Below are 20,264 nucleotides of genomic sequence, written 5' to 3' on the forward strand. Positions count from 1 at the left end.
CACCAAGGTGAAGCCGGTGCGGATGTCATCTATACGTTCCCAGATTCAGGAACCCAAATGTGGATGGATATGACCACAGAGAAGACGTGGGCCAATCATATCGCAAGTATGGTTCCGTCGAGGGAGTACCGGAGTCTATGCATAAGGCGACCTACCAGAGCGATGGTTAAAGTGGATTCATGGATTTCGAGGAAGGGTCAAGTAACGATGACATTGGAATTGGTAAAGCGGTGGAACGGCGTCAGTTCTGAACAAAATGCACTTCTTGAGCCTTCACCATTCGGGCTCCACGAGGCACGGCAAGACTACCGTGGCTTCCAATGGCGGACTGCTTCAGTCGACGAGCGCCTTCTCCGACGACGTAACTCAGCAGCCCACATCGACCTATCTCACGCACACATCGAGCAATGGGCCGCTGACAACATCGCGATCGACGACGTCGTTTGCCACGCCGGCCACCTGCCCGGTCTCCACTTCTTCCGCTCGACGCTGACAGACTGCCATTTTGCTAACTGCGACATGTCCTCAAACATCCAGAGTATCTTCGGCAATTGCACAATCCTGCACTCCACGATCGACTCCTGCACCGGCACCAACCAATGGCTAGCCGGAGCAAAACGCATCGCCGACTCAAGGTTGCTTAACCTCACCATCGCCGACATCGGCGTCCCCGAACCCAACGACGCACCCCTTATCACCAACACCACCATCACTGGAACAATCAAAAACTGCGTCATCGCCCAAACCAAAGGCGAACAACAACTCCTCGACACCGACATCAGCGGCGCCACGCTCAAAGACGTCGCATTCCCCGGCGTCAACATGGATTCAGTGACCTACGCAGAAGAACTATCCCCCTTCATCCTCCCCGACTGGCAACGCCACGAAGTACAGCTTTCCGATGCCGCCAACGCCGCAAAGCACAGCTGCGACCGGAACATCCACATCGCCGCACTGACACTTTTGAGCATCCTCAAACGAGAAAAAGAATCGTCCTACTGGATCAAAGACCGCTGGCCCCGCGGCAGCCGATTCCTCTACGAACTCCACCCCACCAACCAACTAGACCGAGTCCGACCAGGAATCACCCAGATCTACGACGACGTCGGGCTACTCCCGGAATCGTTCTAGAAGTGACGACCCTCGGGCATGTTATATAGACTTGTCATGAGTGGCACGTATTCCGAAACATAATTAAAACTTGAAGTCAGCGTTGCTGTCGGGAAATTGAATTAGCACAGACTGTGTCCTGCTGGGCCGCGGAAATACGCCCAGCGCCGAGGGAAGTTAGCCACCATTCCCACGTGTGATACCACAAGAATTACGAGAGGATGACCGAACCATGGCATACTTCGCTGGCTGGGAATTTGTCGATAACGAATGGCGCCTCGGCGACCCTGGACTTGACCCCGCGGACAAGTGGATGTTTAGCATCGCGGAGACGTTCCTCGCCTTCATCACCACCAAATCCGCGGATGGAACCAAATCTGAATACTTCTTCGGCACCAACCCCTCCCACGTCTACGACGTGCCTGCGGAAGAACTGCCAGTACCTGACAAGGACGCGTTCGTCAGCTTCTTTACCAGCCTCTACCCCACTCGCAGTGAGAACATCCGTAATTTCCTCACCACGTACTACGCCGGCCCAGACGCACACGAACCGACTTACACCCACCCACGTCAGTCCGGCACCGACCTACTTATCGAATGGTGCCAGGCGTTAGACATTCCCGCCCCGCCGCTTGAACGCGAATAGTAGTGAGCAATCGGACCTGACCCCTGTTTGGTAAACACCTCTGATTCCGGCCGTGTTGGGTCGGGGTGAAGCGTCCTGGGTTTGGTTCCGCTTCTTTTACGGCCCTGTGTTGATGGGCTCGGTGAGATAGTACTCGGTTTCTATTTCTTGTGGGGTGGCGTAGTCCAATGCTTCGTGAAGTCGCTTAGTGTTCCACCAATGAACCCATCGCAAGGTCGCCAACTCAACTTCTCCCACTGACGTCCACGGGCCCTGAGCATGAATCAGTTCAGCATTGTAGAGACCGTTGACGGTCTCGGCTAGAGCATTGTCATAAGAATCGCCGACTGTTCCCACACTCGGGCGTATTCCGGATTCCGCTAGTGCGGTGGAATACTTCAGTGACACGTACTGGCTGCCCCGATCGCTATGGTGAATTAGCTGGTTTCCATGGATTCGTCCTGCAGTCGTTAACGCATGTTCCAATGCCTCCATGGGCAGCGCATCGGTACGCATCGTCGAGCGTGTAGCAACACCAACAATTTTTCGGCTGAAGACATCCACGACAAACGCGGTATAGGCGAATCCTGACAGGGTGCGAACGTAAGTAATATCAGCAACCCAAAGCCTGCCTGGTGCTTGTGCGCGGAAGTCTCGTTGTACAAGGTCCGGGCGATGATCCGGTGTCTTCGGGCTAATCGTTGTCACAGGGGTTCGCCCGCGTCTGCGGCCAGAAACACCTGCTAGCTTCATCAGACGTGCGGTCTTGTCGCGACCAATATGAAAACCTTCACGGTTCATCGCGTGCCACATTTTGCGGATGCCGTAGACCGAGAAATTCTCCGCATGCACACGCTGTATCTCTGGGATGAGCAGGCTATCGCTTAAGGCCCTTGCGCTGGGAACACCAGTGGTCGCCTTGCGGTAGCCACGAGAGGTGATAAAACCACGATCTGCTTGTTTAAGGACACGGCAGATGGCCTCGACCCCAAACTGATCTTTGTACGCGTCGATGTAGGAGATCATTTGGTCGTGGGTCGGTCGAGTTCCGCCGCGAAAAAAGCCGAAGCTGTCTTAAGAATCCCGTTTGCTCGTTTCAGCTCGCGGTTTTCTCGACGCAGACGCCTGAGTTCTTCTTCCATTGTTTCGCTATCCGGCGTTGTGCGGCCGTCTCGTGTGGAGGCACTGTCGCGGTACCACGCCCGCAATGTGTGGCGTGATACACCGAGCAGCTCACCGACTTCCTCGTAGGCGCGTTGCAGTGAGCAAGACTCCAGGCGGACCATTTCGATGATCTGATGGACCGCCTTCTCCTTGAACTCGACGGAATACTTTCTAGGCATAGTTCAACCCTTCCTTAGCTGATGTAGGAACTAAACCCAGGACGCTTCAGTGCATATCCGGCTTCGGTTTTACCAGTCGCTTCTGGGTTCGTATAACACCCAGGACCCGTTGGGGCTAGAGCCTCGGGTAGCGTCCGGGCAAGGGTATGTTGACCACACAGCCTTCTTAGTCGACGTGCTGGGGTTGAAGTGCCACGAGGTTAGCCTCAATGAACTTAAAGCTGCCGGAGTTCCAGCGAAAGACCGATCAGCTGTGCAAGCCTTGGCTCAACGGAAGGAATACCGACGCTTATGTCTACTCCTATACGGACAAAACCGGCAACCAGATGCAGTACATTGGAACGACCAATGATCCTCTTGCTCGGGCAGGCCAGCACGGTAGTCGGTTTGGGACCGATATGCAGGTTGCGGATATGGATCCTACCAAGCTCAGCTGGGGCGCAGATTCGCTGACCCGACGCCAAGCGAGATCCTTTGAAGAGCTTGGAATAGATACGCTACGTATGCAGAAGGATGGTGGCCAGTTACTGAATGCTCGACACGAAGTTTCGCCAAAGGGAGTCGCTCCTACGCATGTACGACAAGGCGCCCTCTTGTGGGCTCAGCACATGGTAGATACCGGAGCAGTTGAAGTAATCGGTCTTTAGGCCGAAATATCGGAGATCAATATGTCTTATCAAATCGTATTTTCAGACGCCCACAAATCAGTCCGTCGATTTAACGACATCCACCTTGGTCTCAAAGTAAAGAATGGATATCTCGATGCGTACTTGTTGAGGGCGAAATGGCAAACCGGTTTTGGGTTTCTCATGGGGATACCCTTGACAACTAATAATCTTTCGATTCTTGGGGTTGCGGACAGTGGGAAAGCTTCTACCATGAAAAAAGATGAGAATGAATGGATAATTCCCCCCTTCTGTCTGCAGCATTCATTTCTGGGAAAATACGGCGCGTTTAAGCGAATCGCCAAGCTAGAGACTAAAGACTATGCCTTCGATCCAGATAACACTGCGATTCTAAGTGATGCGGCAGCCTACGATCCAAACACACGACAGTTTGTTCCGAAAGAAGTTTTGGATGGAACAAGTTCAAGTGGACACGCAGTGACACTCAACAGAGAAAAATGGTCGATTGAGATGTTCGTGTCAGGCATGGCCGTTCGCGCGGCCAGTGCCGAAGAACGAACTTTGCCATTGGTTCCGTGGACGGTTTTTTCATTGAGAAGCCTAGACCTGTGGATCGAGCAATTCAGATGTTGGTGCCTAGATGCTCCCATACCCACACAGGCAAGCACAGACGAGGATTAACCCGACCTTCTTAGTTCAGACTCCTTACTACCCGTCTCCACCCTAGACCAGGTCGAGTTACTCCAGACCAATGCGGCTGGTCGGGTGGTGCAGACGGTGACTAAGCGGTTGGGTAAAAAGCCGTTGGTGCATCAGTTTTTACGCCACCGGGCAGCAGCTTGTGGGGTGTGGTTTGATGTGGTCGGTTGACCGGGTTACTGGTGAGTTGATCGGTCAGATCACTGTTGCTGCTGGTAATGGGTGTGGGGTGACTACCTCGGCTAGGCCGGGTGGCGCAGAGTTTGTATGGGAAGCGGACTTGGGATGGTGGGGTGTCGAGTCCGTTGTTGTTTGCTGGTCAGTATGAGGATGCGGAGTCGGGGTGGATGTATAACCGCTTCCGGTATTACCAGCCGGTGGTGGGTTCGTATAACGCCTAGGACCCGTTGGGGCTAGCGCCTCAGGTGGCGTCCGGGCAGGGCTATGTTGACCACGCAGCACACTGGGTCGACGTGTTCGGGCTTAAGGCCTGCCCAAGGCTCAATGGCGGACGCTACAAAGATCTCACCGCGAAAGACCTCGAAGGAAACAAATACGAACGCCACCACTTGATTTCAAGTCACGCGCTCAAGGAGACACGACCAGAAGGAGTGAAAGCAAGCACTGCACACAGAGAAGGAATCTGCGTGCGCATGTCCCCGGAAGATCATGCGAAAACAAATAACTACCGAAGCTTCCCAGGCGCAAATGCGCAACGAAATCATGAAATCGATATGATCAAGCAAGGTAGGTGAAATGAACTGTTCAGCGAACAAATTCAAGACGTTCAATCGATTTCCCACAACTATGATGAGGGTCTATTGCAGGCTTGGATGGCTGACAGAGCCCGTCCTGACTGGCAACCCGATCAACTAATCCCGTAAAGGACAAAAATGCGTTTCGAATCAAGTCCACCACCCCAATTCTCTTTTTCGCTGGACGCTCGCGCCCTTTTAGAACACCTCTCAAACAGAAGTTCTATTGAAAGAAAACTGAGGTACAGCAACCCAGAAGTGAACTGTATGCACCACGTTGGGCAAGCCGAGTTCATACATCCGGCCCGGCTAACTACTATCACTGAACTTGATGGCGTGGTCGCAGAAATTGGGATCCAGAAAGTTGTTAATCCCGACGCCTTTTATGACATCCCACTGAAGCTGTCCCCACCGGAATTTTGCGAAGAGTTAACAAACGCTTCAATTCCTTTCTCAATGGTTCAAGACGAAGAAATCATTCTCTACGAGCATTGGACCAGGTTCTTCATCGAAGATGACGAAATAGTCAACATCACTTGGATGAACCCTAACTACTACTCAGACCTTGACCTTATTGAAATGGCATTCCCTAGCAACTCCTAGTTCACATGGGCGTCGTGCCAGGCAATGCGTTTTTTCTTTCATTTCGCCCAAACTTGCTCCAAAGGACAGTCATGACAGTTGTAAACCCTGTTCTACCGGTTGAAGGCGTCACCGAAAAAGCGTGGGCTCTCGTCAACCAAGAACTCCCCGACACTCCAGCTCTTGGACCTGGTTGGCACAGAAGAATCATTCGCCGTTCAACCCCAGAACAGCTCGACAGAATCATTGAACTTCTTACCCCTTTTGCGACCGCTAGTTTCGAGGATCCGGCAACGCGACAGTTTTTCGCCATTGCCAGTGATTTGGGAGCCTCGGATCTGGATGTAACCCCCATCGTTGATGAGGTTGAGCGCTACCAAAAGTCGACAGACCCGGCCGTTTTAGAAATGATCGATAATGACCAAGTCCTCTTGCTAGACGAAATTAGCCCCTCAAATTTCGAGCAATTCAACCGCTACCTGAAACTCGACAGCCCAGCTCTTCTCGACAATCAGATCGAATTCCTACGCAAAGCAGTAAGAAACAAAACCTTTCGTAACGCACCAGAATTCCAATGGCTAGCCACCTCACGATTCGCCACCATTCCCGAATCGGCCTACGCCATATCTTTCATCGGGCACACAGGACCAATCCTATGGGATTCCACGGAAGAAGAAGACCTCATAGACACCCTCGAAGCCAGTAACATCAGTGGAGCATCAGGGCGGCACCACAAGCCGCGCGTCTCATAGACACTGAAAGGGTCAATAATGCGAGTAATCCAAATGGGATTGAACTACTCAACAACCAGATTCCAATCCCTAAACGCACCGAGCACTGCCAAGTTCACCTGGGCAAAAACGCGCGACGTTCTAGAAAACAAAACATTCCACGCAATCGAAGAGCGTATCGAGGAAGATGGCTCCGATCTCCCTCACTTCCCTATCACAACAACATACGGACTACTTCTCGCCGACGAAGCCACCTCGAAAATCCTGCACCCAAAACTATGCGAAAACGGTAGCGATATTGCAGAATGCACAATCCAAACCCAGTTCGGCACGTACACAGGATTTCGAGCTTTCAACCTTCTAAGCCAATCACCTGAATCCAACATCTTCAGACTCGCGGAATTTCAAGACCCCACAGAAATCGGCGTGGAACAATACATCTCAGTCTCCTTCGCCAAATGGCTAAGATCCACTGTCAACTGCGGCGCTATTGTATTCCGTGACGTGGAAACTGACGGCATCTACCGACCACAGCAAAGCCTGCACCCACGATCCAAAGATCTATGATCCGTACGCTGTGCACATCTGGAGAATGAAACAATGTCACTTTCCGCCTACTTGGCCGACAACGCCATGCCATCAAATCCGGCAGAAACCACAACCGAACAATTCCTCACGGAACTAAACACAACCACTGATCCCAACCACCACCTCACCACCACCCTAGCCTACTGCGCCACCACCAACACCCAACCGCTCACCATCACCAACGACCTCTTCCTCAACTCCCCCATCGCCGGATGGATCCTCAACACCGTCACCGCCTACGACAAACTCACCGGCTCCCCACTAACCAAACACTCACTCATCACAAACACCACAACTTTCTGCAACGAACTATCAAACAGATCCGACATCAACCCCGCCATCACCGCACTCAACCACCACGGCCTTGCACAACTATTCGTCAACGACGCACTAGATCCTTATGCGGCGATGGACCACGCGGCGTCGTACCTTACAATCACTGACCCATACCACTGGTACGCACAAGACCTGCCCATCGCAGCGACCATCTTGCACTACGCCATCGAAGTAGGCAGCGGCCCCATCGAGCCTATCGCCACCCACCTCATGGCAACATGGGAACAACGCCTCACCCACGCCGTCACCAGCATCGACCCCGAATTCGTCTACTCCGAAACCCAACTGCTTGATATCTGGCAACAACGGCAAAACGCATAGCACTTTAGCCGAGCTCTACAAATAGAGTTGGTCATCATCTTCCAACAGTTGCACCAACCCCGCCGACTGGCTCACCGACCCCGCAGGCCGCCGCACCAGCCACACCCTCAACATCCAAGGACTCGTCACCGACACCCTCGACCCAGACGGCAACACCACCCGTATCGACTACACCCCTGAGGGCTGGCCCACCACACTCACCCATCCTGATGGCACCACCCTCACCGCCACCTACGACGGCGAAGGCAACCAACTATCGTCAACGAATGAAATGGGTGCGACGACCACAACCACCTACACCGTCTTCGACAAACCCATCACTACCACCGACGCCACCGGTGCGACCACCACCATCACCTACAACACCCAAATGCAACCCGTGGCCATCACCAACGCCGACGGCCACACCTGGACCTACACCTACAACCTCGACGGGGACATCACCCAACAAACCGACTACAACGGTATCGTCACCACCAACACCACCAGCCCCGACGGACTCGTCTCCGATGTGACCACACCAGCGGGAACAACCACCACCACCTACAACCAGCTAGGCCTTGCCACCAGCATTGAGGATGCCTCCGGCACCACACTGTTTGACTACGACCCCTTAGGCCGCCTGACCAGCATCACCAACCCGGCTGCGACCATTACCTACACCCGCGATGCCTACGGCCGGGCCACCGCTGAAACCACGCGCCTGGCCAGTGGCGAAGAAACCCGCCACACTATTGAGCTCTCCGCCACGGGCATGGTCACCGGCGAACACCTCACCTTACCTGTTGCTGGCACCATCACCACCGGCTACGGACGCAATGCTGCTGGTGAGATCACCAGCAGCACCATCACCCAACACACCACCCCCACCGACGGTTCAGCCCTGCGTTTGCCTACCGGTGACGCCGACACTGGCCGCCTGCTTGTCGAGCTGACCTACACCACCAACACCCGCGGCCACCGCGCTACCACCGCCATCGACAACCTGGTACGCACTATTGACATCGACACGCGTGGGCGCATCACCGGTGACCACACCAGCCTGCTTGACAGCACCACCACCGGCGGTCTAGCCCCTGTTGCTGGTCGTGATTTCACCTGGCGAGCAGACTCCACCCTCACCGCCATCACCGACCAACTGCGTGGCACCACCAGCTTCACCGTCGATGCTATCGGCCGTGCTACCAGTGCGACCCGCACCCCCCACACCAACCCCAGTGACCCCAGTAACCAGGGCGCCACCCCACCACACACCCCGACACACACTCCTGCACGCGCAGGCACTCCAGCACAATCAGGCAATACCACCGGGGTTCCCGCCCAGGAGAACTACTCCTTCACCCCGGCAGGTGTGCTGGCCTCCACTGCCGACGGGGTCATCGACTACCACAACACCCTGCCGGTCAAAGTCGGCCGGACAACCTACACCTACGACGCTGCAGGCCGTATCACCCGCACCGTGACCAAACGCCTGGGCAAAAAACCGTTAGTGCATCACTTCTTCTACGCCACCGGTGAACAACCCATCGGCTTTACCTCAAGTGATGCTCCCGGTGTTGGCTACCGCTACGTCTACGATGGCCTCGGCCGACGTGTAGCCAAAGACACGATCAACACCACCACCGGAGAAGTTATCCACCGTGACGTGTGAAGTGTCCCAGGTTTTGTTCCGTTTGAGTAGATGGGAAAATCTGGAACATGCCAAGAAAATTTGACCAGGATGCCAAGGACCGTGTGGTCCGTCTCGTGGAAGACCGCATCTTGGCGGAAAATATGTCGATGCAAGCCGCGTGCCAGGCAGTAGCCCCAAAGCTGGGCGTCTCGTGGCACACGGCGAGGCAATGGACGCAGGCCGCTCGTCGCGAAGGACGTGTTGTGGAATCAATGCCCGAGGACCTTGCTGCAGAAAACGCACGGTTGCGTCGAGAGAATCAAGAGCTGCGGGACACCAATGAGTTGTTGAAAGCCGCCTCAGCTTTTTTCGCATCCGAACTCGACCCAAAACGTCGGAAATGATCCGATTCATCGATGAGCATCGGAATCGTTTCTCAGTCGAGTTCATCTGCCAGACGTTAAACACGCATCGCGAAGGCGGTTTTCTTAGCTCGCGTGGATACCGCCAATCCAAGGCCCGGGGCTTAAGCTCCCGCGCTTTTCGCGACGCTGCTCTAGTAGAGCGCATTACCGAAGTTCATAAACAAAACTACGGTGTCTACGGGATTCGCAAAATGTGGCGCGTGCTGCGCCGCCAGGGCATTGACATTGGACGCGAGCAAACAGCCCGGCTGATGCGCAGTGCTGGACTGTCCGGCAAGGGCAAAGGTGGGGCTCCAATCACAACGCGCAAACCCAAGGGTCCGGATCATCGCCCTGACTTGGTAAAACGTGAGTTTAAGGCCCCTGGCCCTAATCGGCTGTGGGTGGCGGACATTACCTACGTGCGCACCCGAAAAGGCTTTGTGTACACCGCGTTCGTGACCGATGTATTCTCCCGGAGGATCGTCGGATGGGCGCTGTCCGATTCGATGCGCACCGCAGCCTTGCCGCTGCAGGCGTTGAACCAGGCAATCGTGTGCGCTAAGGAAACAACGGGCTTGATTCACCATTCAGACCACGGCTCACAATATGTGAGCATCGTCTACAACGAGCGCTTGGCTGAGCACGGTATCGCAGCGTCCACTGGGACGGTGGGCGACTCCTATGACAATGCTTTGGCTGAGAACGTCAACGGCTCCTACAAGAATGAGCTGATTCATAGGCGAACGTGGGTCGATGTCGTCGACGTGGAAATCGCGACGTTTGAGTGGGTGAATTGGTGGAACGAGTCAAGGCTCCACCAGAGCCTGGGCTACCGCACGCCGGCTGAAGTCGAAACCGAATTTTGGGAACACCACCCCAGTCGAGAAATAATGGAAATCAAGGCACAAGCCTAGGAACAAAACCCGGGACACTTCAGTCTTGACGGGACTATTTTCCATTCCGATCACGGCAGCGTGTACACCTCACAAGCCTTTAGGAACTACTGCTCGTCGTTAGGTGTGCGCCAGTCCATGGGCGCAGTTGGAACGAGTGCCGATAATGCCCTGGCAGAATCCTATAACGCCACCTTAAAACGTGAAGTGCTACGTGATCGGAAAGTCTTTGACAACCCAATTAGCTGTCGTCAAGAGGTCTTCCGGTGGTACATGCGCTACAACACGCGCAGGCGGCACTCCTGGTGCAATCTCGTAGCTCCTGATGTCTTTGAAGCCGAGACTTCGGCTATACTGACCACAGCAGCATAGCTAGCCCCCGATGTGTCCACTTTCCGGGGGTCGGGCCCATTCGTCGAGAAATGTCAGTAGAGATCTCCATACGTGACGTATTCAACCATCCAACGGTCCGAGAATTGTCCGACCTGATCGCCGACATCGTCGGCAGCGACGTAGAAGAAGGCGAAATTTAGAGTTCATGCCACACCTGTTTCACTCACCTGACAAGCCACTTGCCCCCAACCCAGTGCTACGCACAAGCAGCCTAATCTGAAAGGAAACATCATGCCCAGTACTCCCCACACCACCCCGAAAGATGCAAAAGCAGGACGGCTGAACATCACCGACCTGATGAACATCGGCATCTTCTTCGTCATCAACTTGGTAGCCGGCGTGGTCATCGCCTTCATCGGCATCACCCCCATCACCTACGTGATGATCACCAGCGTTCAGGCCCTCATCCTGGGCATCCCGATGATGCTGTTCTTGGCCAAGGTGCACAAGCCCGGCATGGTCTTCATATTCCTTCTTCTCAGCGGCCTCGCCAGCCTGCTGCTTGGTTTAGGCATATGGCCACTGCTGCTCAGCTTGGTCATGGCCGTGTTTGCCGAGTTAATTTTGCGCGCCGGCAAGTATACGAGCGCAATACACAGTGTGATCGCCTATGCCTTTATAGCAGTGTCACCCACCGCATCATATATTCCGCTTTTCTTCACCACTCGGCGCTACATAGAGAGCAGCGGCATGCAGACCAAATATGGTGCTAGTTTCGCGGATGGCCTCACCTCTATTGGCCAGATGACTTGGCTATTCCTCATCATTGTGATAGTAACCTTCGTCTGCGGGATCCTCGGCGGGATCCTCGGCCGGCGCATCTTCACCAAGCACTTCCAGCGAGCAGGAATCGCCTGATGTCGCCCACTTTGCCCGGATCAGGCACGCACACAGCGGGACTCCATCTGGACCCACGCACCACGGTGCTGGTCATCCTCGTGGTGTCCTCGGTGCTCATCTCACCGGCCGGGTCCAGTGGGGCGCTGGGCAGCACCGCCCGGTGGATGCTCATTGCCGTTCCCGGGGCACTTTTCCTCGCCTCCGGCATGGTGGCCGCTGCACTGCGATACGCACTCACCTTCGCGGTGCTCGCCGGCTTTCCTGCGGTGGTGGTACAGGCCCTGCCCGAGCGCCACATCATCGTGGACGTGTGCGCTACGTGGTTCGCAGGGCTTTCGCTCATCCTCCCTGGCATCACGTGCTGCTGGTACCTACTACGCACCGTCTCGGCCAGCGAATTCATGGCCGCGATGCAGCGCATGCGGAGCCCCGACGCCCTGACCATCCCCACGTCCATCATGTTCCGGTTCTTCCCGACGATTCTCGAGGAATACCGCGATATCCGCACCGCCATGCAGATGCGTGGCATCTCGGGCCTGCGCAACCCGATCGCTATGCTCGAATACCGCTTTGTGCCACTGTTGGCGTCCGTTGTGAGCATCGGCAACGAGCTGGCTATGTCTGCAGTGACCCGCGGATTGGGCTCGCCTCGCCGACGAACCACGCTGTGCGAGATAGGCTTCCGCGTAGGCGACGCAATAGTCATAAGCGTGCTCGTCGTGTCCCTGATCCTACTACTGGTAAATATAGTGATGCTGCCGTGATAAAGCTGCACGATGTGTCACTATCCTATGGTCAAAACACAGCGGAGCCGGTGCTGCACCACGTAAATCTCACCGTGGCGAAGGGCGAACTAGTTCTAGTGTGTGGCGAATCAGGCTGCCGTAAGTCCAGCCTGCTACGCCTGATAAACGGCGTGGCGCACACGTTCTGCGACGCCCAGATTTCGGGGGAGGTGCTGCTGGACGACGAAGACATCACTCATGCCCACCCACACGACATCGCCGAACGCGTAGGCTCAGTGTTCCAAAACCCCAAGTCGCAATTTTTCACGCTGGAAGTAGCCAGCGAACTCGCCTTTGGCTGCGAAAACCTCGGCGTGGCGCCCAACGAGATTCGACAGCGTATTGGGGAACTTTCCGCAGATTTCGGCATGGTTCATCTCCTCGACCGGCACCTGTTCACACTTTCCGGCGGCCAGAAACAAAAAATAGCATGCGCTTCAGTGGCCGCGATGCACCCACAGGTACTACTACTAGACGAACCATCATCAAATCTCGACCTCGCCGCCGTCGATGAGCTGCGCCGCATCGTCGCGCAGTGGAAGACACAGGGCCGCACCGTCCTGATCGCTGAGCATCGGCTTTCCTACCTAGTTGACATCGTGGACCGAGTGCTGGTTATGCAGGACGGGCAGATCGCTCATGATCTCAGCGGCTCGGAGTTTCGCACCCTAGACAAGGCCGAACTGTACCGCATGGGCTTGCGCTCAGCGCAGCAGGTCCCCGAGGTGACCCGCGAGCCACGCCCTTCAAGTGGCACGATGGTGCTCAAAAAGCTACAGTTCACCTACCCCAAGGCTACAGAGCCATCCCTGAGCATCAGCCACACGGAGTTGCCGCAAGGACAAGTCATCGGCGTGGTAGGACGCAACGGGGCCGGAAAATCTACCTTTGTGCGCGTTCTGACTGGCCTGGAATCTAAGGCCACCGGCGTGGTGGACATCAATAACCGCTCGCTCTCGGGTCCCCGGCAGCGCCTGCGCCAGTCCTATTTAGTAATGCAGGACGTAAACCACCAGCTTTTCGGGGAGAGCGTGGAGTCCGACGTAATCATCGGCACCAGTGGACCGGATGGGAAAAACGAAGCGCGCCTTACCGAGGTGCTTGGTGCACTTGATCTCGCGGACAAGCGGGCCCGGCACCCGATGTCGCTTTCGGGCGGCGAACGCCAGCGCGTGGCCATCGCCTCAGCAGTCCTAAGTGAGCGCGAGGTAATCGTCTTCGATGAACCCACCAGCGGGCTGGACCTGTGCCGCATGCACCGGGTGGCCCACCTGCTAGACGCCCTAGCCCGGCAGGGCAAGACCGTTTTGGTAGTAACCCATGACATGGAGCTGGTGGCGCGGTGCTGCGATCTTCTCCTGCGCGTGGAAAAAGGCCGCCTTACCGCCTGCGAACCGTGCGATGATCTCGCACTGGCGCGCACGGTGCGGTATCTACGCGGCCGCGACAGCTAGTCCCTACAGCTTCCAGCTGGTGGCGTCGCTCTTTTCACCCCAGAAGCTGCGGTAGCGTGGGGAACTCTCCATGAGTTCCTCGTGGTTGCCGATAGACTCCACGGTGCCGGAGGGACTCATCATCACAATCTGGTCCGCGTCGCGGATGGTGTGCAGCCGGTGCGCAATGACGACGATGGTGCGCTCGGCAGAAAGCGTTTTCATACCGCGCATCACAAGGTGCTCATTCTGCACGTCTAGAGAGCTAGTCGCCTCATCAAGCAGCACGATCCGCGCGTCCTTCAGTAGCGCACGAGCGATGGAGACACGCTGACGCTCACCACCGGAGAGATTCTGCCCGCCCTCGCTAATCAGGGTGTCAAACCCCTGCGGCAGCTGCCGGGCAATCTCGGTGACACCGGCCAACTCCGCTGCGCGGAGCACCTCCTCCCGCGTTGCATTGTGGCAGCCCAGGCGGATGTTTTCATACAGTGTGTCCTCGAAGAGGTACACGTATTGGAACACCATAGCCAGCGAATCCAACACCGCCCGGGAGCCAAGATCGCGAATATCCACACCACCGATACGGATGGTCCCCTGGTCAACGTCATAGAAGCGTGCCGCAAGTTTTAGCAAGGTGCTCTTGCCGCAGCCGCTGGGACCCACCAACGCAGTAGTAGTTCCGGGCGCCACGCGGAAACTCACGTCGCGGACCACTGGGGTGTTGGGTTCGTAGCCAAAGCCCACCCCATCGAACTCGATGCCATAGTCGCGTGGCGCCGCCGGAACCGCAGGCTCCGGCAACACCCGCGCATCGAGGATCTTTTGGATCTCATCTAAGGTATTGCGCGCGGATTCCAAGCCCTCGCCGTAGGGTATGCCCGACATAGCAACGCGAGCCAGGATGAACACCAACACAATGACGCCAATGTAGGTGCCTGCTTCTAGCCAGTGGTTGAGAAGTAGCACGGTGGCCAGGGCATCAATGACCACGGTACCGACCATGATGATTAAAGCCAGACGACCCATGATCATCTCACCTGTCTTCTGGGTGTGCTGCTGGGCGCTAAGCTGCTCTCGAATCGAGGCGCGCACGGCGCGCTCCCCCAGCGAATCCGGCCCAGCCATGCGCAGCACCGGCTGCACCTGGGCGAACTCCAGCACCTCCGCGGCGCCGTGCTCGTTGCGCTCGCCCTTCTGGCGCTCTGCCACGCGGTACTGCCGCATTAGGCGGTTATAGGCGAACCACACCACGGCAGCCACTGCAACGGTAACCAGCCCCAGCCGCCAGTCCACGGCGATGAGAAACACGCAAGCCAAACCGGCCGAGGCAGCACCGTGCAGCATGGGCCGCAGCATCATTGCCGGCGCGTTAGCGGCAAACAGCGCACCGCTGGTGGCTACAACACCGATCTGGCCGGCGCGATCTTCTTCAAAATAGCCCAGGGGTAGCTGTGCCGTGCGATCGGCGATAAGCCGGTGGATGCGCAGCACGTAATCATGCCCCAGGTCCTGGGCAATAACCTCAGTGGGCCAGTCTGCGGCGGCGTAGACGAGGACGGAGATAATGATCCAGGGCAACCATGCTGCGGCCTGCGCGGGATCTTCGCTAAACAGCGTGTCCAAAAACAGTGCAATGAGGATAAGGCCAATGGCCAACGCCACCGCGGAAATCCCAATTAGCGTAAGGACCAGCACCAGACGGCGACGATCAGCCGGACTGCCCAGTGAATAGAGCGTGCGGATCATTATTTTTCCTCCCCTTGGATGCCCGCCTGCGCGGTTTGGTAGCGTGCCCACATCGTGGCGTAGCCCTTGCCTGCCGCCACTAACTCTTCGTGAGTGCCTGCTTCGGTGACCTCACCGTTTTCCAGCATGAGGATCCGGTCAGCGCCGGTGATCGTGTGGAGCCGGTGTGCGATAACTACTAGCGTGCGCCCGGCCACCAGCTCGGTAATGGCCCGCTGGATCGCGGCCTCGGAGTCCGGATCCGCAAAAGCGGTGGCCTCATCCAACACGAGGATCGGCGCGTCGAGCAAGATGGACCGGGCAATAGCCAGCCGCTGCTGCTCGCCACCGGAAAGCTGCGCGTCCTCTCCCACCACCGAGTCGTAGCCGCGCGGCAGATGGGTAATGCGCTCATGAATCTGGGCGGCGCGGGCGGCGCGAACCACGTCTGCGTCGGTGGCCTCCGGGTGAGCGAGGCGAATGTTATCCCGCACGCTCATCCGCATAAGGTAAGGGTCCTGGAAGACGAACCCTACCCTACGGTAGAGCTGGTCAGATCGGAGATCAGTACTAGGGACGCCACCAATGCGCACCGACCCCTCCGTGGGGTCTAATAGCCGGGGGATGAGCGCGGCTAACGTGGACTTCCCCGAGCCGGAAGGTCCCACCACCGCAGTGATGCTGCCGGCGGTAAGTTTTTGGTTAATGCCGGAAAGCACCGGGGTGTCCGGCACGTAGGAGAAGCTTAAATCTTTCAACTCAATTCTGGCGTTTGCAGGCTCCCTGCCGCCAGCAGCGGGCGGCAATACCGGGATGTTGAAGAACTCGGTGAGATCCGCCGCGGCAGCCTTCGCCTCCGAAAACATGATGTTAGTGCGCGAAAGCATAAGCAGAGGCGCGGCGATGTTGTTGATGAACAAAAACGCTGCCAGCACATCGGCCACTGGTACGCCCGCAGACGTGATGAGCCACGGGCTGGCCGCGGCTACCACCAGCAGGCCAAACCCGGTGGAGGTGAAGATCTTCATCAAAGCGGTGGGGTGTACGGTGGCGTGCAACCACTCGCGATAGAACCCACCAAAACTCCGGGAACGACTAAGGAAAATGCTCTCGTCGTAGCCTTCCGGAACAAACACCTTGATAACCGGGATGCCGCGCACCAACTCTACGACGGCGGCGTCTAGCTGCTTCTGGCTGGACTTAAATTTCTCCGCCTTTTCTTGAAACTCGCGCATCATAAACGGCATGGTGGCCACTGCCAACAGCAGTGGTACCAGGCCCAGCAGGCCTATCCGCCAGTCCACCACGAACATGTATCCCAGGCTCAATAGCGGTACGAGTACACCGGCCGAATAATCGTGCGGCGCGTGGGCGATGAGCTGGTGGATCTTGGTGACGTCGTCTTCGATGTAGGTTTTCACAGTCCCCGAAGGTGTCCGCGTAAACCAAGACAGCGGGAGCCTACCCAGCTTGGTAATCTGCTGCTGGCGTAAGTGCTCGCCCAAAAGGCCGTCGGCCTGGTGGCTTACCTGGAGGCTCTTCACGGTTGCCTGTCCATGTAGGACGGTGGCCACCATGAGCGCCGCGACTAGCAGCCACAGCTTTGACGCATCTATCGGCTCTCCCTGGAAGGACAGCATTACGGTGCGCACCAGCTCAACCAGCACGATTACCGGCACCAGCGACAAAACCGCCGCCAGCACCGCCAATAGCAGCGACACCGTGATCTGCCGGTGGGCAGGTTGAGATATTTGCCTAAATGTAATGGGTGGTTTTTGTTCGGTCATCGGGGCCTCTTTACTTAACAGTCACAATCACGCATTGTTCCGCGCTAACCAGGCAGGGTTCCCAGTAATTCCCGCTAGAAAACCGGCAAGCAGGTCGAGGAACTCGGTTCCAGTATCGAGCGGGAAGAAATGCCCACCCGGCAGGACCTTCAGTTCAAAACTACCGCTGGTAAAATTTTCCCACCGGGAAAGCATCTCTGGGCTGACAGCTGGGTCGCTATCCCCCGCCAATGCCAGCACAGGAGAGCGAAGCACCGTGGTTGCATGGTGAAAGCCCTCGTGTAACACATAATCGCGACGAATGTCAGCGAGCAGCAGCTTCATCACATCATCATTGGCAAGGATCTCAGGTGGTGTGCCACCTACATTCTCAAACTCCCTGCGCAGCGCACCGAACCCCATTGACGAGTGGTATTCCCCAGGCACGGTTTCTCCGGGCGCCTGCCGTGCGGCCACCACCACGGCTTCCGGTATAGTGGGCCGATGCATCTGCTGCAGGCAGGCAGCAACCTGGTAGGCCAGCGCTGCCCCCATGGAGTGGCCGTACAACGCAATCGGCGCGCCCGCCGCCAGATCTACTATCTCGGTTGCGCACATATCGGCGAGCTTGTCAAAGTCGCTTACCCATTTCTCTCGGCGACGGGTTGCCTTTCCGGGAAGCTCCACCGGCACCACGTCAATGCTTGGGTTGACCCCCACCCATCCACGATAGACGGAAGCGCTGCCTCCTGCGTGATGGAAGCAAAACAAGAGGGTTCCAGTGCGATGTCCGGCCACAAACGGAAAGACTCCCTCGCAGCTGATTTCTGTCATTTTTCGCCTTTCGCTAGGTCGGACTGATTAAGCACGATTTCTACTGCTGCGACGGTACCCGGGTCTGTGGCAAGCAACTCGGGCATCCTGCGGGCTGCGGAGTCGTATGCTCCACTTACCAAATCGGCAATTCCGGCGGCCAGGGACTGGGCACTCAGTTCGCCTCGCTGGGCGTCAATATAGTTCGGCCCGGCACCGTTTCGACAAACTGCGTTGGCATGGAAGTGTTGGTCACCACCGAATGCAACCGCAAGGCACGGCTTGCCGGCGCGCAGGATCGCCCCGGTGGTGCCCAGTGAGCCGTGGCAGATGCCTGCACGGCACCACGGAAGCACAGTCGCGAACGGGACCCGGGCGACGGTGAGGATTCCTTCTCTCACACCAGGCTCATGATCGGGATCGACGATTATCGCCCGCAGACCATGCTCGATGCACGCGTCTCGAGTCCATCGTTGAAGGTCATAAACGCGATCTGAGACCATACTCCCAAAGCTTGCCAGAACCGGGGCCGAGCCGGCAGCCACAAACTCCTCGACTGCTGGGTCTAGGGCGAGTTCACTGTGGTGCGGGTCAAGCCACTCGCCAGTGACGTGAATGTGGTTTTTCCATTCCGGCGCCGGCGGACTCAACGCGGGACTGAATTGGTAGATCGTGGTTGGTGGAGAGGAGAGCGCTCGCTGACGCAGCCCCAACCTACGCCGCCATGCCGCTATCACTGGGCGCATCGCCCAAGCCATCAGAGTATTGGACATCCAGTGGGTGACCAGAGCTCCGACAGAGCCGTCCAGTTTTCGCGGATCCACGAGGCTGTAACGGAGGCAGGGTTCGGTAGGGAAAACCTGCACCCGAACGCTGGGGACTCCGCGTGCAGCCCCTAACAACCGAGCAACTTCACTGAATTGGGTGTACATGACCACGTCAACGCCATCCATGGCATGCTCTAACACATCGAAAACGTGGGCGTCAGATATCATCTCACGGATACCTAAGACAGTGTCCATCATGCCTTTACTATCGCCCAAAAGGCGCTTCATTAACGCCCGGTAATCACCGGGTAACTCGATGTAGTCCACCCCGTTTGCACGAAAACTCCCGCCGAATTCGCTAAACCCAGCCAAAACAAACTGGTGGCCACGATCTCGAAGTGCGACACCAAGGTGCGCAAATGGCAGCATATCACCCTCAGAACCCAGGACGACCGCGAGAACTTTCACAGCCGTCTCAATCCGTAATCCAACTAGGCCACTCAGGAACCCAAGACTCCCCCATGAGCTTATCTTCCGGGCCAATATCACGAATGACTCGGCACGGATTACCGGCTGCGAGTACCATGGGCGGAATATCTCTTGTCACAACACTGCCAGCACCAATTACTGCACCATGCCCAATCGTGACACCCGCAGTTACCGTGCAATTGCCACCAAGCCACACATGGTCTTGTATGGTGATCGCACCCCCGGTACACACCATGTATTGCCGCTCTACGGGGTCTAAGGCGTGATTGCCAGCAAAGAAGGAACACCATGGACCAACCATGACCTCATTGCCAAATGTCACCGGGGCCATATCAAGTACCGTCGTTCCTCGATTGAAGGTCACGCCATCTCCGACCTTGATTTTCGAGCCATATTGGACATGAAATGGCAGGAAAACCATTAAGCGCTCCCCCAGTTCACCAAGCAGGTCTGCCATCACTGCCTGCTTCTCCGCTGTTTGAAGTGGACGAAGCTGGTTGAGATCGTGACACTTCTCCGCCGCCTCCATCATCTCGTAATAGAGATCCGGGTCCTCAATAGGGCGGAAGGGCTGACCGCAGAGAATCTTATCTTCGATTTGCTCTCGAGAATCCATGGATAC

Annotated in this window: 22 protein-coding genes and 1 pseudogene; 17 read left to right on the forward strand and 6 right to left on the reverse strand. The window is 56.6% G+C overall.

Annotated elements, in window-relative coordinates:
* The first annotated feature begins 207 nt into the window (after positions 1-207).
* Both ACKFRT_RS03995 and ACKFRT_RS04000 read left to right on the forward strand, forming a co-directional pair.
* The gene (locus ACKFRT_RS03995) at positions 208-1,131 is read left to right on the forward strand and encodes a hypothetical protein (protein WP_408925824.1); all 924 of its coding nucleotides are present in this window, start codon (positions 208-210) and stop codon (positions 1,129-1,131) included.
* A 211-nt stretch (positions 1,132-1,342) separates the two neighbouring features.
* A complete protein-coding gene (locus ACKFRT_RS04000) occupies positions 1,343-1,756 on the forward strand; it encodes a hypothetical protein (RefSeq protein WP_408925825.1) in 414 nt (137 codons plus the stop codon).
* A gap of 96 nt (positions 1,757-1,852) precedes the next feature.
* Here ACKFRT_RS04000 and ACKFRT_RS04005 read toward each other — a convergent pair.
* Positions 1,853-3,078, reverse strand: a protein-coding gene (locus ACKFRT_RS04005; protein ID WP_408925826.1) for an IS3 family transposase whose coding sequence is annotated in 2 segments (ribosomal slippage) — positions 1,853-2,799 and positions 2,799-3,078 — 1,227 coding nt in all. Because the reading frame shifts where the segments join, the coding sequence is not laid out codon by codon here.
* Positions 3,079-3,287: 209 nt separating this feature from the next.
* Here ACKFRT_RS04005 and ACKFRT_RS04010 point away from each other — a divergent pair.
* From ACKFRT_RS04010 to ACKFRT_RS04080, 15 genes and pseudogenes are all read left to right on the forward strand, one after another.
* A complete protein-coding gene (locus ACKFRT_RS04010; protein WP_293792346.1) occupies positions 3,288-3,725 on the forward strand; it encodes a hypothetical protein in 438 nt (145 codons plus the stop codon).
* A 21-nt stretch (positions 3,726-3,746) separates the two neighbouring features.
* Positions 3,747-4,385 (forward strand): hypothetical protein, encoded by a 639-nt coding sequence (locus tag ACKFRT_RS04015; protein ID WP_408925827.1) that lies wholly within the window; start codon positions 3,747-3,749, stop codon positions 4,383-4,385.
* Positions 4,386-4,696: 311 nt separating this feature from the next.
* Entirely contained in the window at positions 4,697-4,804 is a 108-nt protein-coding gene (locus tag ACKFRT_RS04020; RefSeq protein WP_408925828.1) for an RHS repeat-associated core domain-containing protein, read from the forward strand.
* Positions 4,805-4,828: 24 nt separating this feature from the next.
* Positions 4,829-5,158 (forward strand): hypothetical protein, encoded by a 330-nt coding sequence (locus ACKFRT_RS04025; RefSeq protein ID WP_408925829.1) that lies wholly within the window; start codon positions 4,829-4,831, stop codon positions 5,156-5,158.
* Positions 5,159-5,296: 138 nt separating this feature from the next.
* Positions 5,297-5,761: a hypothetical protein gene (locus ACKFRT_RS04030; protein WP_408925830.1), complete on the forward strand. Its 465-nt coding sequence runs from the start codon at positions 5,297-5,299 to the stop codon at positions 5,759-5,761.
* A gap of 71 nt (positions 5,762-5,832) precedes the next feature.
* Positions 5,833-6,492: a hypothetical protein gene (locus ACKFRT_RS04035; protein WP_408925831.1), complete on the forward strand. Its 660-nt coding sequence runs from the start codon at positions 5,833-5,835 to the stop codon at positions 6,490-6,492.
* An 18-nt stretch (positions 6,493-6,510) separates the two neighbouring features.
* Positions 6,511-7,038 carry a hypothetical protein gene (locus ACKFRT_RS04040; protein WP_408925832.1) on the forward strand — a complete coding sequence of 176 codons (528 nt, stop codon included), beginning with the start codon at positions 6,511-6,513 and terminating at the stop codon, positions 7,036-7,038.
* Positions 7,039-7,071: 33 nt separating this feature from the next.
* Complete coding sequence (locus ACKFRT_RS04045) at positions 7,072-7,716, forward strand: hypothetical protein (protein WP_408925833.1); 645 nt, start codon at positions 7,072-7,074, stop codon at positions 7,714-7,716.
* Between the two features lie 271 nt (positions 7,717-7,987).
* Positions 7,988-9,367, forward strand: a complete 1,380-nt coding sequence (locus ACKFRT_RS04050; RefSeq protein WP_408925834.1) for a hypothetical protein — start codon at positions 7,988-7,990, stop codon at positions 9,365-9,367.
* A gap of 47 nt (positions 9,368-9,414) precedes the next feature.
* Positions 9,415-10,649, forward strand: a protein-coding gene (locus tag ACKFRT_RS04055) for an IS3 family transposase (RefSeq protein ID WP_408925820.1) whose coding sequence is annotated in 2 segments (ribosomal slippage) — positions 9,415-9,706 and positions 9,706-10,649 — 1,236 coding nt in all. Because the reading frame shifts where the segments join, the coding sequence is not laid out codon by codon here.
* A gap of 21 nt (positions 10,650-10,670) precedes the next feature.
* Positions 10,671-11,000, forward strand: a pseudogene (locus tag ACKFRT_RS04060) (transposase); the annotation flags it as partial.
* A gap of 50 nt (positions 11,001-11,050) precedes the next feature.
* A complete protein-coding gene (locus ACKFRT_RS04065) occupies positions 11,051-11,161 on the forward strand; it encodes a hypothetical protein (RefSeq protein WP_155270010.1) in 111 nt (36 codons plus the stop codon).
* Positions 11,162-11,252: 91 nt separating this feature from the next.
* Positions 11,253-11,879 carry an MptD family putative ECF transporter S component gene (locus ACKFRT_RS04070; RefSeq protein WP_014307391.1) on the forward strand — a complete coding sequence of 209 codons (627 nt, stop codon included), beginning with the start codon at positions 11,253-11,255 and terminating at the stop codon, positions 11,877-11,879.
* Positions 11,879-12,625, forward strand: a complete 747-nt coding sequence (locus ACKFRT_RS04075) for an energy-coupling factor transporter transmembrane component T (RefSeq protein WP_014303365.1) — start codon at positions 11,879-11,881, stop codon at positions 12,623-12,625. Before ACKFRT_RS04070 ends, ACKFRT_RS04075 begins: the two co-directional genes overlap by 1 nt.
* A 14-nt stretch (positions 12,626-12,639) precedes the next feature.
* Entirely contained in the window at positions 12,640-14,100 is a 1,461-nt protein-coding gene (locus ACKFRT_RS04080; RefSeq protein ID WP_408925835.1) for an ABC transporter ATP-binding protein, read from the forward strand.
* Between the two features lie 3 nt (positions 14,101-14,103).
* Here the strand turns inward: ACKFRT_RS04080 and ACKFRT_RS04085 are convergent, their stop codons facing one another.
* The 5 genes from ACKFRT_RS04085 to ACKFRT_RS04105 are packed head-to-tail and all read right to left on the reverse strand — an operon-like array spanning position 14,104 to position 20,258.
* Entirely contained in the window at positions 14,104-15,828 is a 1,725-nt protein-coding gene (locus ACKFRT_RS04085; protein ID WP_014303363.1) for an ABC transporter ATP-binding protein, read from the reverse strand.
* Entirely contained in the window at positions 15,828-17,594 is a 1,767-nt protein-coding gene (locus ACKFRT_RS04090; protein ID WP_408925836.1) for an ABC transporter ATP-binding protein, read from the reverse strand. Before ACKFRT_RS04090 ends, ACKFRT_RS04085 begins: the two co-directional genes overlap by 1 nt.
* Before the next feature lie 27 nt (positions 17,595-17,621).
* Complete coding sequence (locus tag ACKFRT_RS04095) at positions 17,622-18,407, reverse strand: thioesterase II family protein (protein WP_408925837.1); 786 nt, start codon at positions 18,405-18,407, stop codon at positions 17,622-17,624.
* Positions 18,404-19,621, reverse strand: a complete 1,218-nt coding sequence (locus ACKFRT_RS04100; protein ID WP_023018094.1) for a glycosyltransferase — start codon at positions 19,619-19,621, stop codon at positions 18,404-18,406. Before ACKFRT_RS04100 ends, ACKFRT_RS04095 begins: the two co-directional genes overlap by 4 nt.
* Before the next feature lie 7 nt (positions 19,622-19,628).
* Positions 19,629-20,258, reverse strand: coding sequence for a sugar O-acetyltransferase (locus tag ACKFRT_RS04105; protein WP_014303359.1), 630 nt, complete (start codon positions 20,256-20,258; stop codon positions 19,629-19,631).
* Between the last annotated feature and the right edge of the window lie 6 nt (positions 20,259-20,264).

It is taken from the genome of Corynebacterium jamesii, assembly GCF_046097395.1.
Lineage (GTDB): Bacteria > Actinomycetota > Actinomycetes > Mycobacteriales > Mycobacteriaceae > Corynebacterium.

Bases quoted from the DNA above. Each gene is read 5' to 3' on its own strand.
- ACKFRT_RS03995 (WP_408925824.1), top strand. From the start codon at position 208: ATGACATTGGAATTGGTAAAGCGGTGGAACGGCGTCAGTTCTGAACAA.
- ACKFRT_RS04105 (WP_014303359.1), bottom strand. From the start codon at position 20,258: ATGGATTCTCGAGAGCAAATCGAAGATAAGATTCTCTGCGGTCAGCCC.
- ACKFRT_RS04065 (WP_155270010.1), top strand. From the start codon at position 11,051: ATGTCAGTAGAGATCTCCATACGTGACGTATTCAACCATCCAACGGTC.
- ACKFRT_RS04095 (WP_408925837.1), bottom strand. From the start codon at position 18,407: ATGACAGAAATCAGCTGCGAGGGAGTCTTTCCGTTTGTGGCCGGACAT.
- ACKFRT_RS04070 (WP_014307391.1), top strand. From the start codon at position 11,253: ATGCCCAGTACTCCCCACACCACCCCGAAAGATGCAAAAGCAGGACGG.
- ACKFRT_RS04090 (WP_408925836.1), bottom strand. From the start codon at position 17,594: ATGACCGAACAAAAACCACCCATTACATTTAGGCAAATATCTCAACCT.
- ACKFRT_RS04035 (WP_408925831.1), top strand. From the start codon at position 5,833: ATGACAGTTGTAAACCCTGTTCTACCGGTTGAAGGCGTCACCGAAAAA.
- ACKFRT_RS04010 (WP_293792346.1), top strand. From the start codon at position 3,288: ATGAACTTAAAGCTGCCGGAGTTCCAGCGAAAGACCGATCAGCTGTGC.
- ACKFRT_RS04040 (WP_408925832.1), top strand. From the start codon at position 6,511: ATGCGAGTAATCCAAATGGGATTGAACTACTCAACAACCAGATTCCAA.
- ACKFRT_RS04050 (WP_408925834.1), top strand. From the start codon at position 7,988: ATGGGTGCGACGACCACAACCACCTACACCGTCTTCGACAAACCCATC.
- ACKFRT_RS04045 (WP_408925833.1), top strand. From the start codon at position 7,072: ATGTCACTTTCCGCCTACTTGGCCGACAACGCCATGCCATCAAATCCG.
- ACKFRT_RS04000 (WP_408925825.1), top strand. From the start codon at position 1,343: ATGGCATACTTCGCTGGCTGGGAATTTGTCGATAACGAATGGCGCCTC.
- ACKFRT_RS04015 (WP_408925827.1), top strand. From the start codon at position 3,747: ATGTCTTATCAAATCGTATTTTCAGACGCCCACAAATCAGTCCGTCGA.
- ACKFRT_RS04085 (WP_014303363.1), bottom strand. From the start codon at position 15,828: ATGATCCGCACGCTCTATTCACTGGGCAGTCCGGCTGATCGTCGCCGT.
- ACKFRT_RS04030 (WP_408925830.1), top strand. From the start codon at position 5,297: ATGCGTTTCGAATCAAGTCCACCACCCCAATTCTCTTTTTCGCTGGAC.
- ACKFRT_RS04075 (WP_014303365.1), top strand. From the start codon at position 11,879: ATGTCGCCCACTTTGCCCGGATCAGGCACGCACACAGCGGGACTCCAT.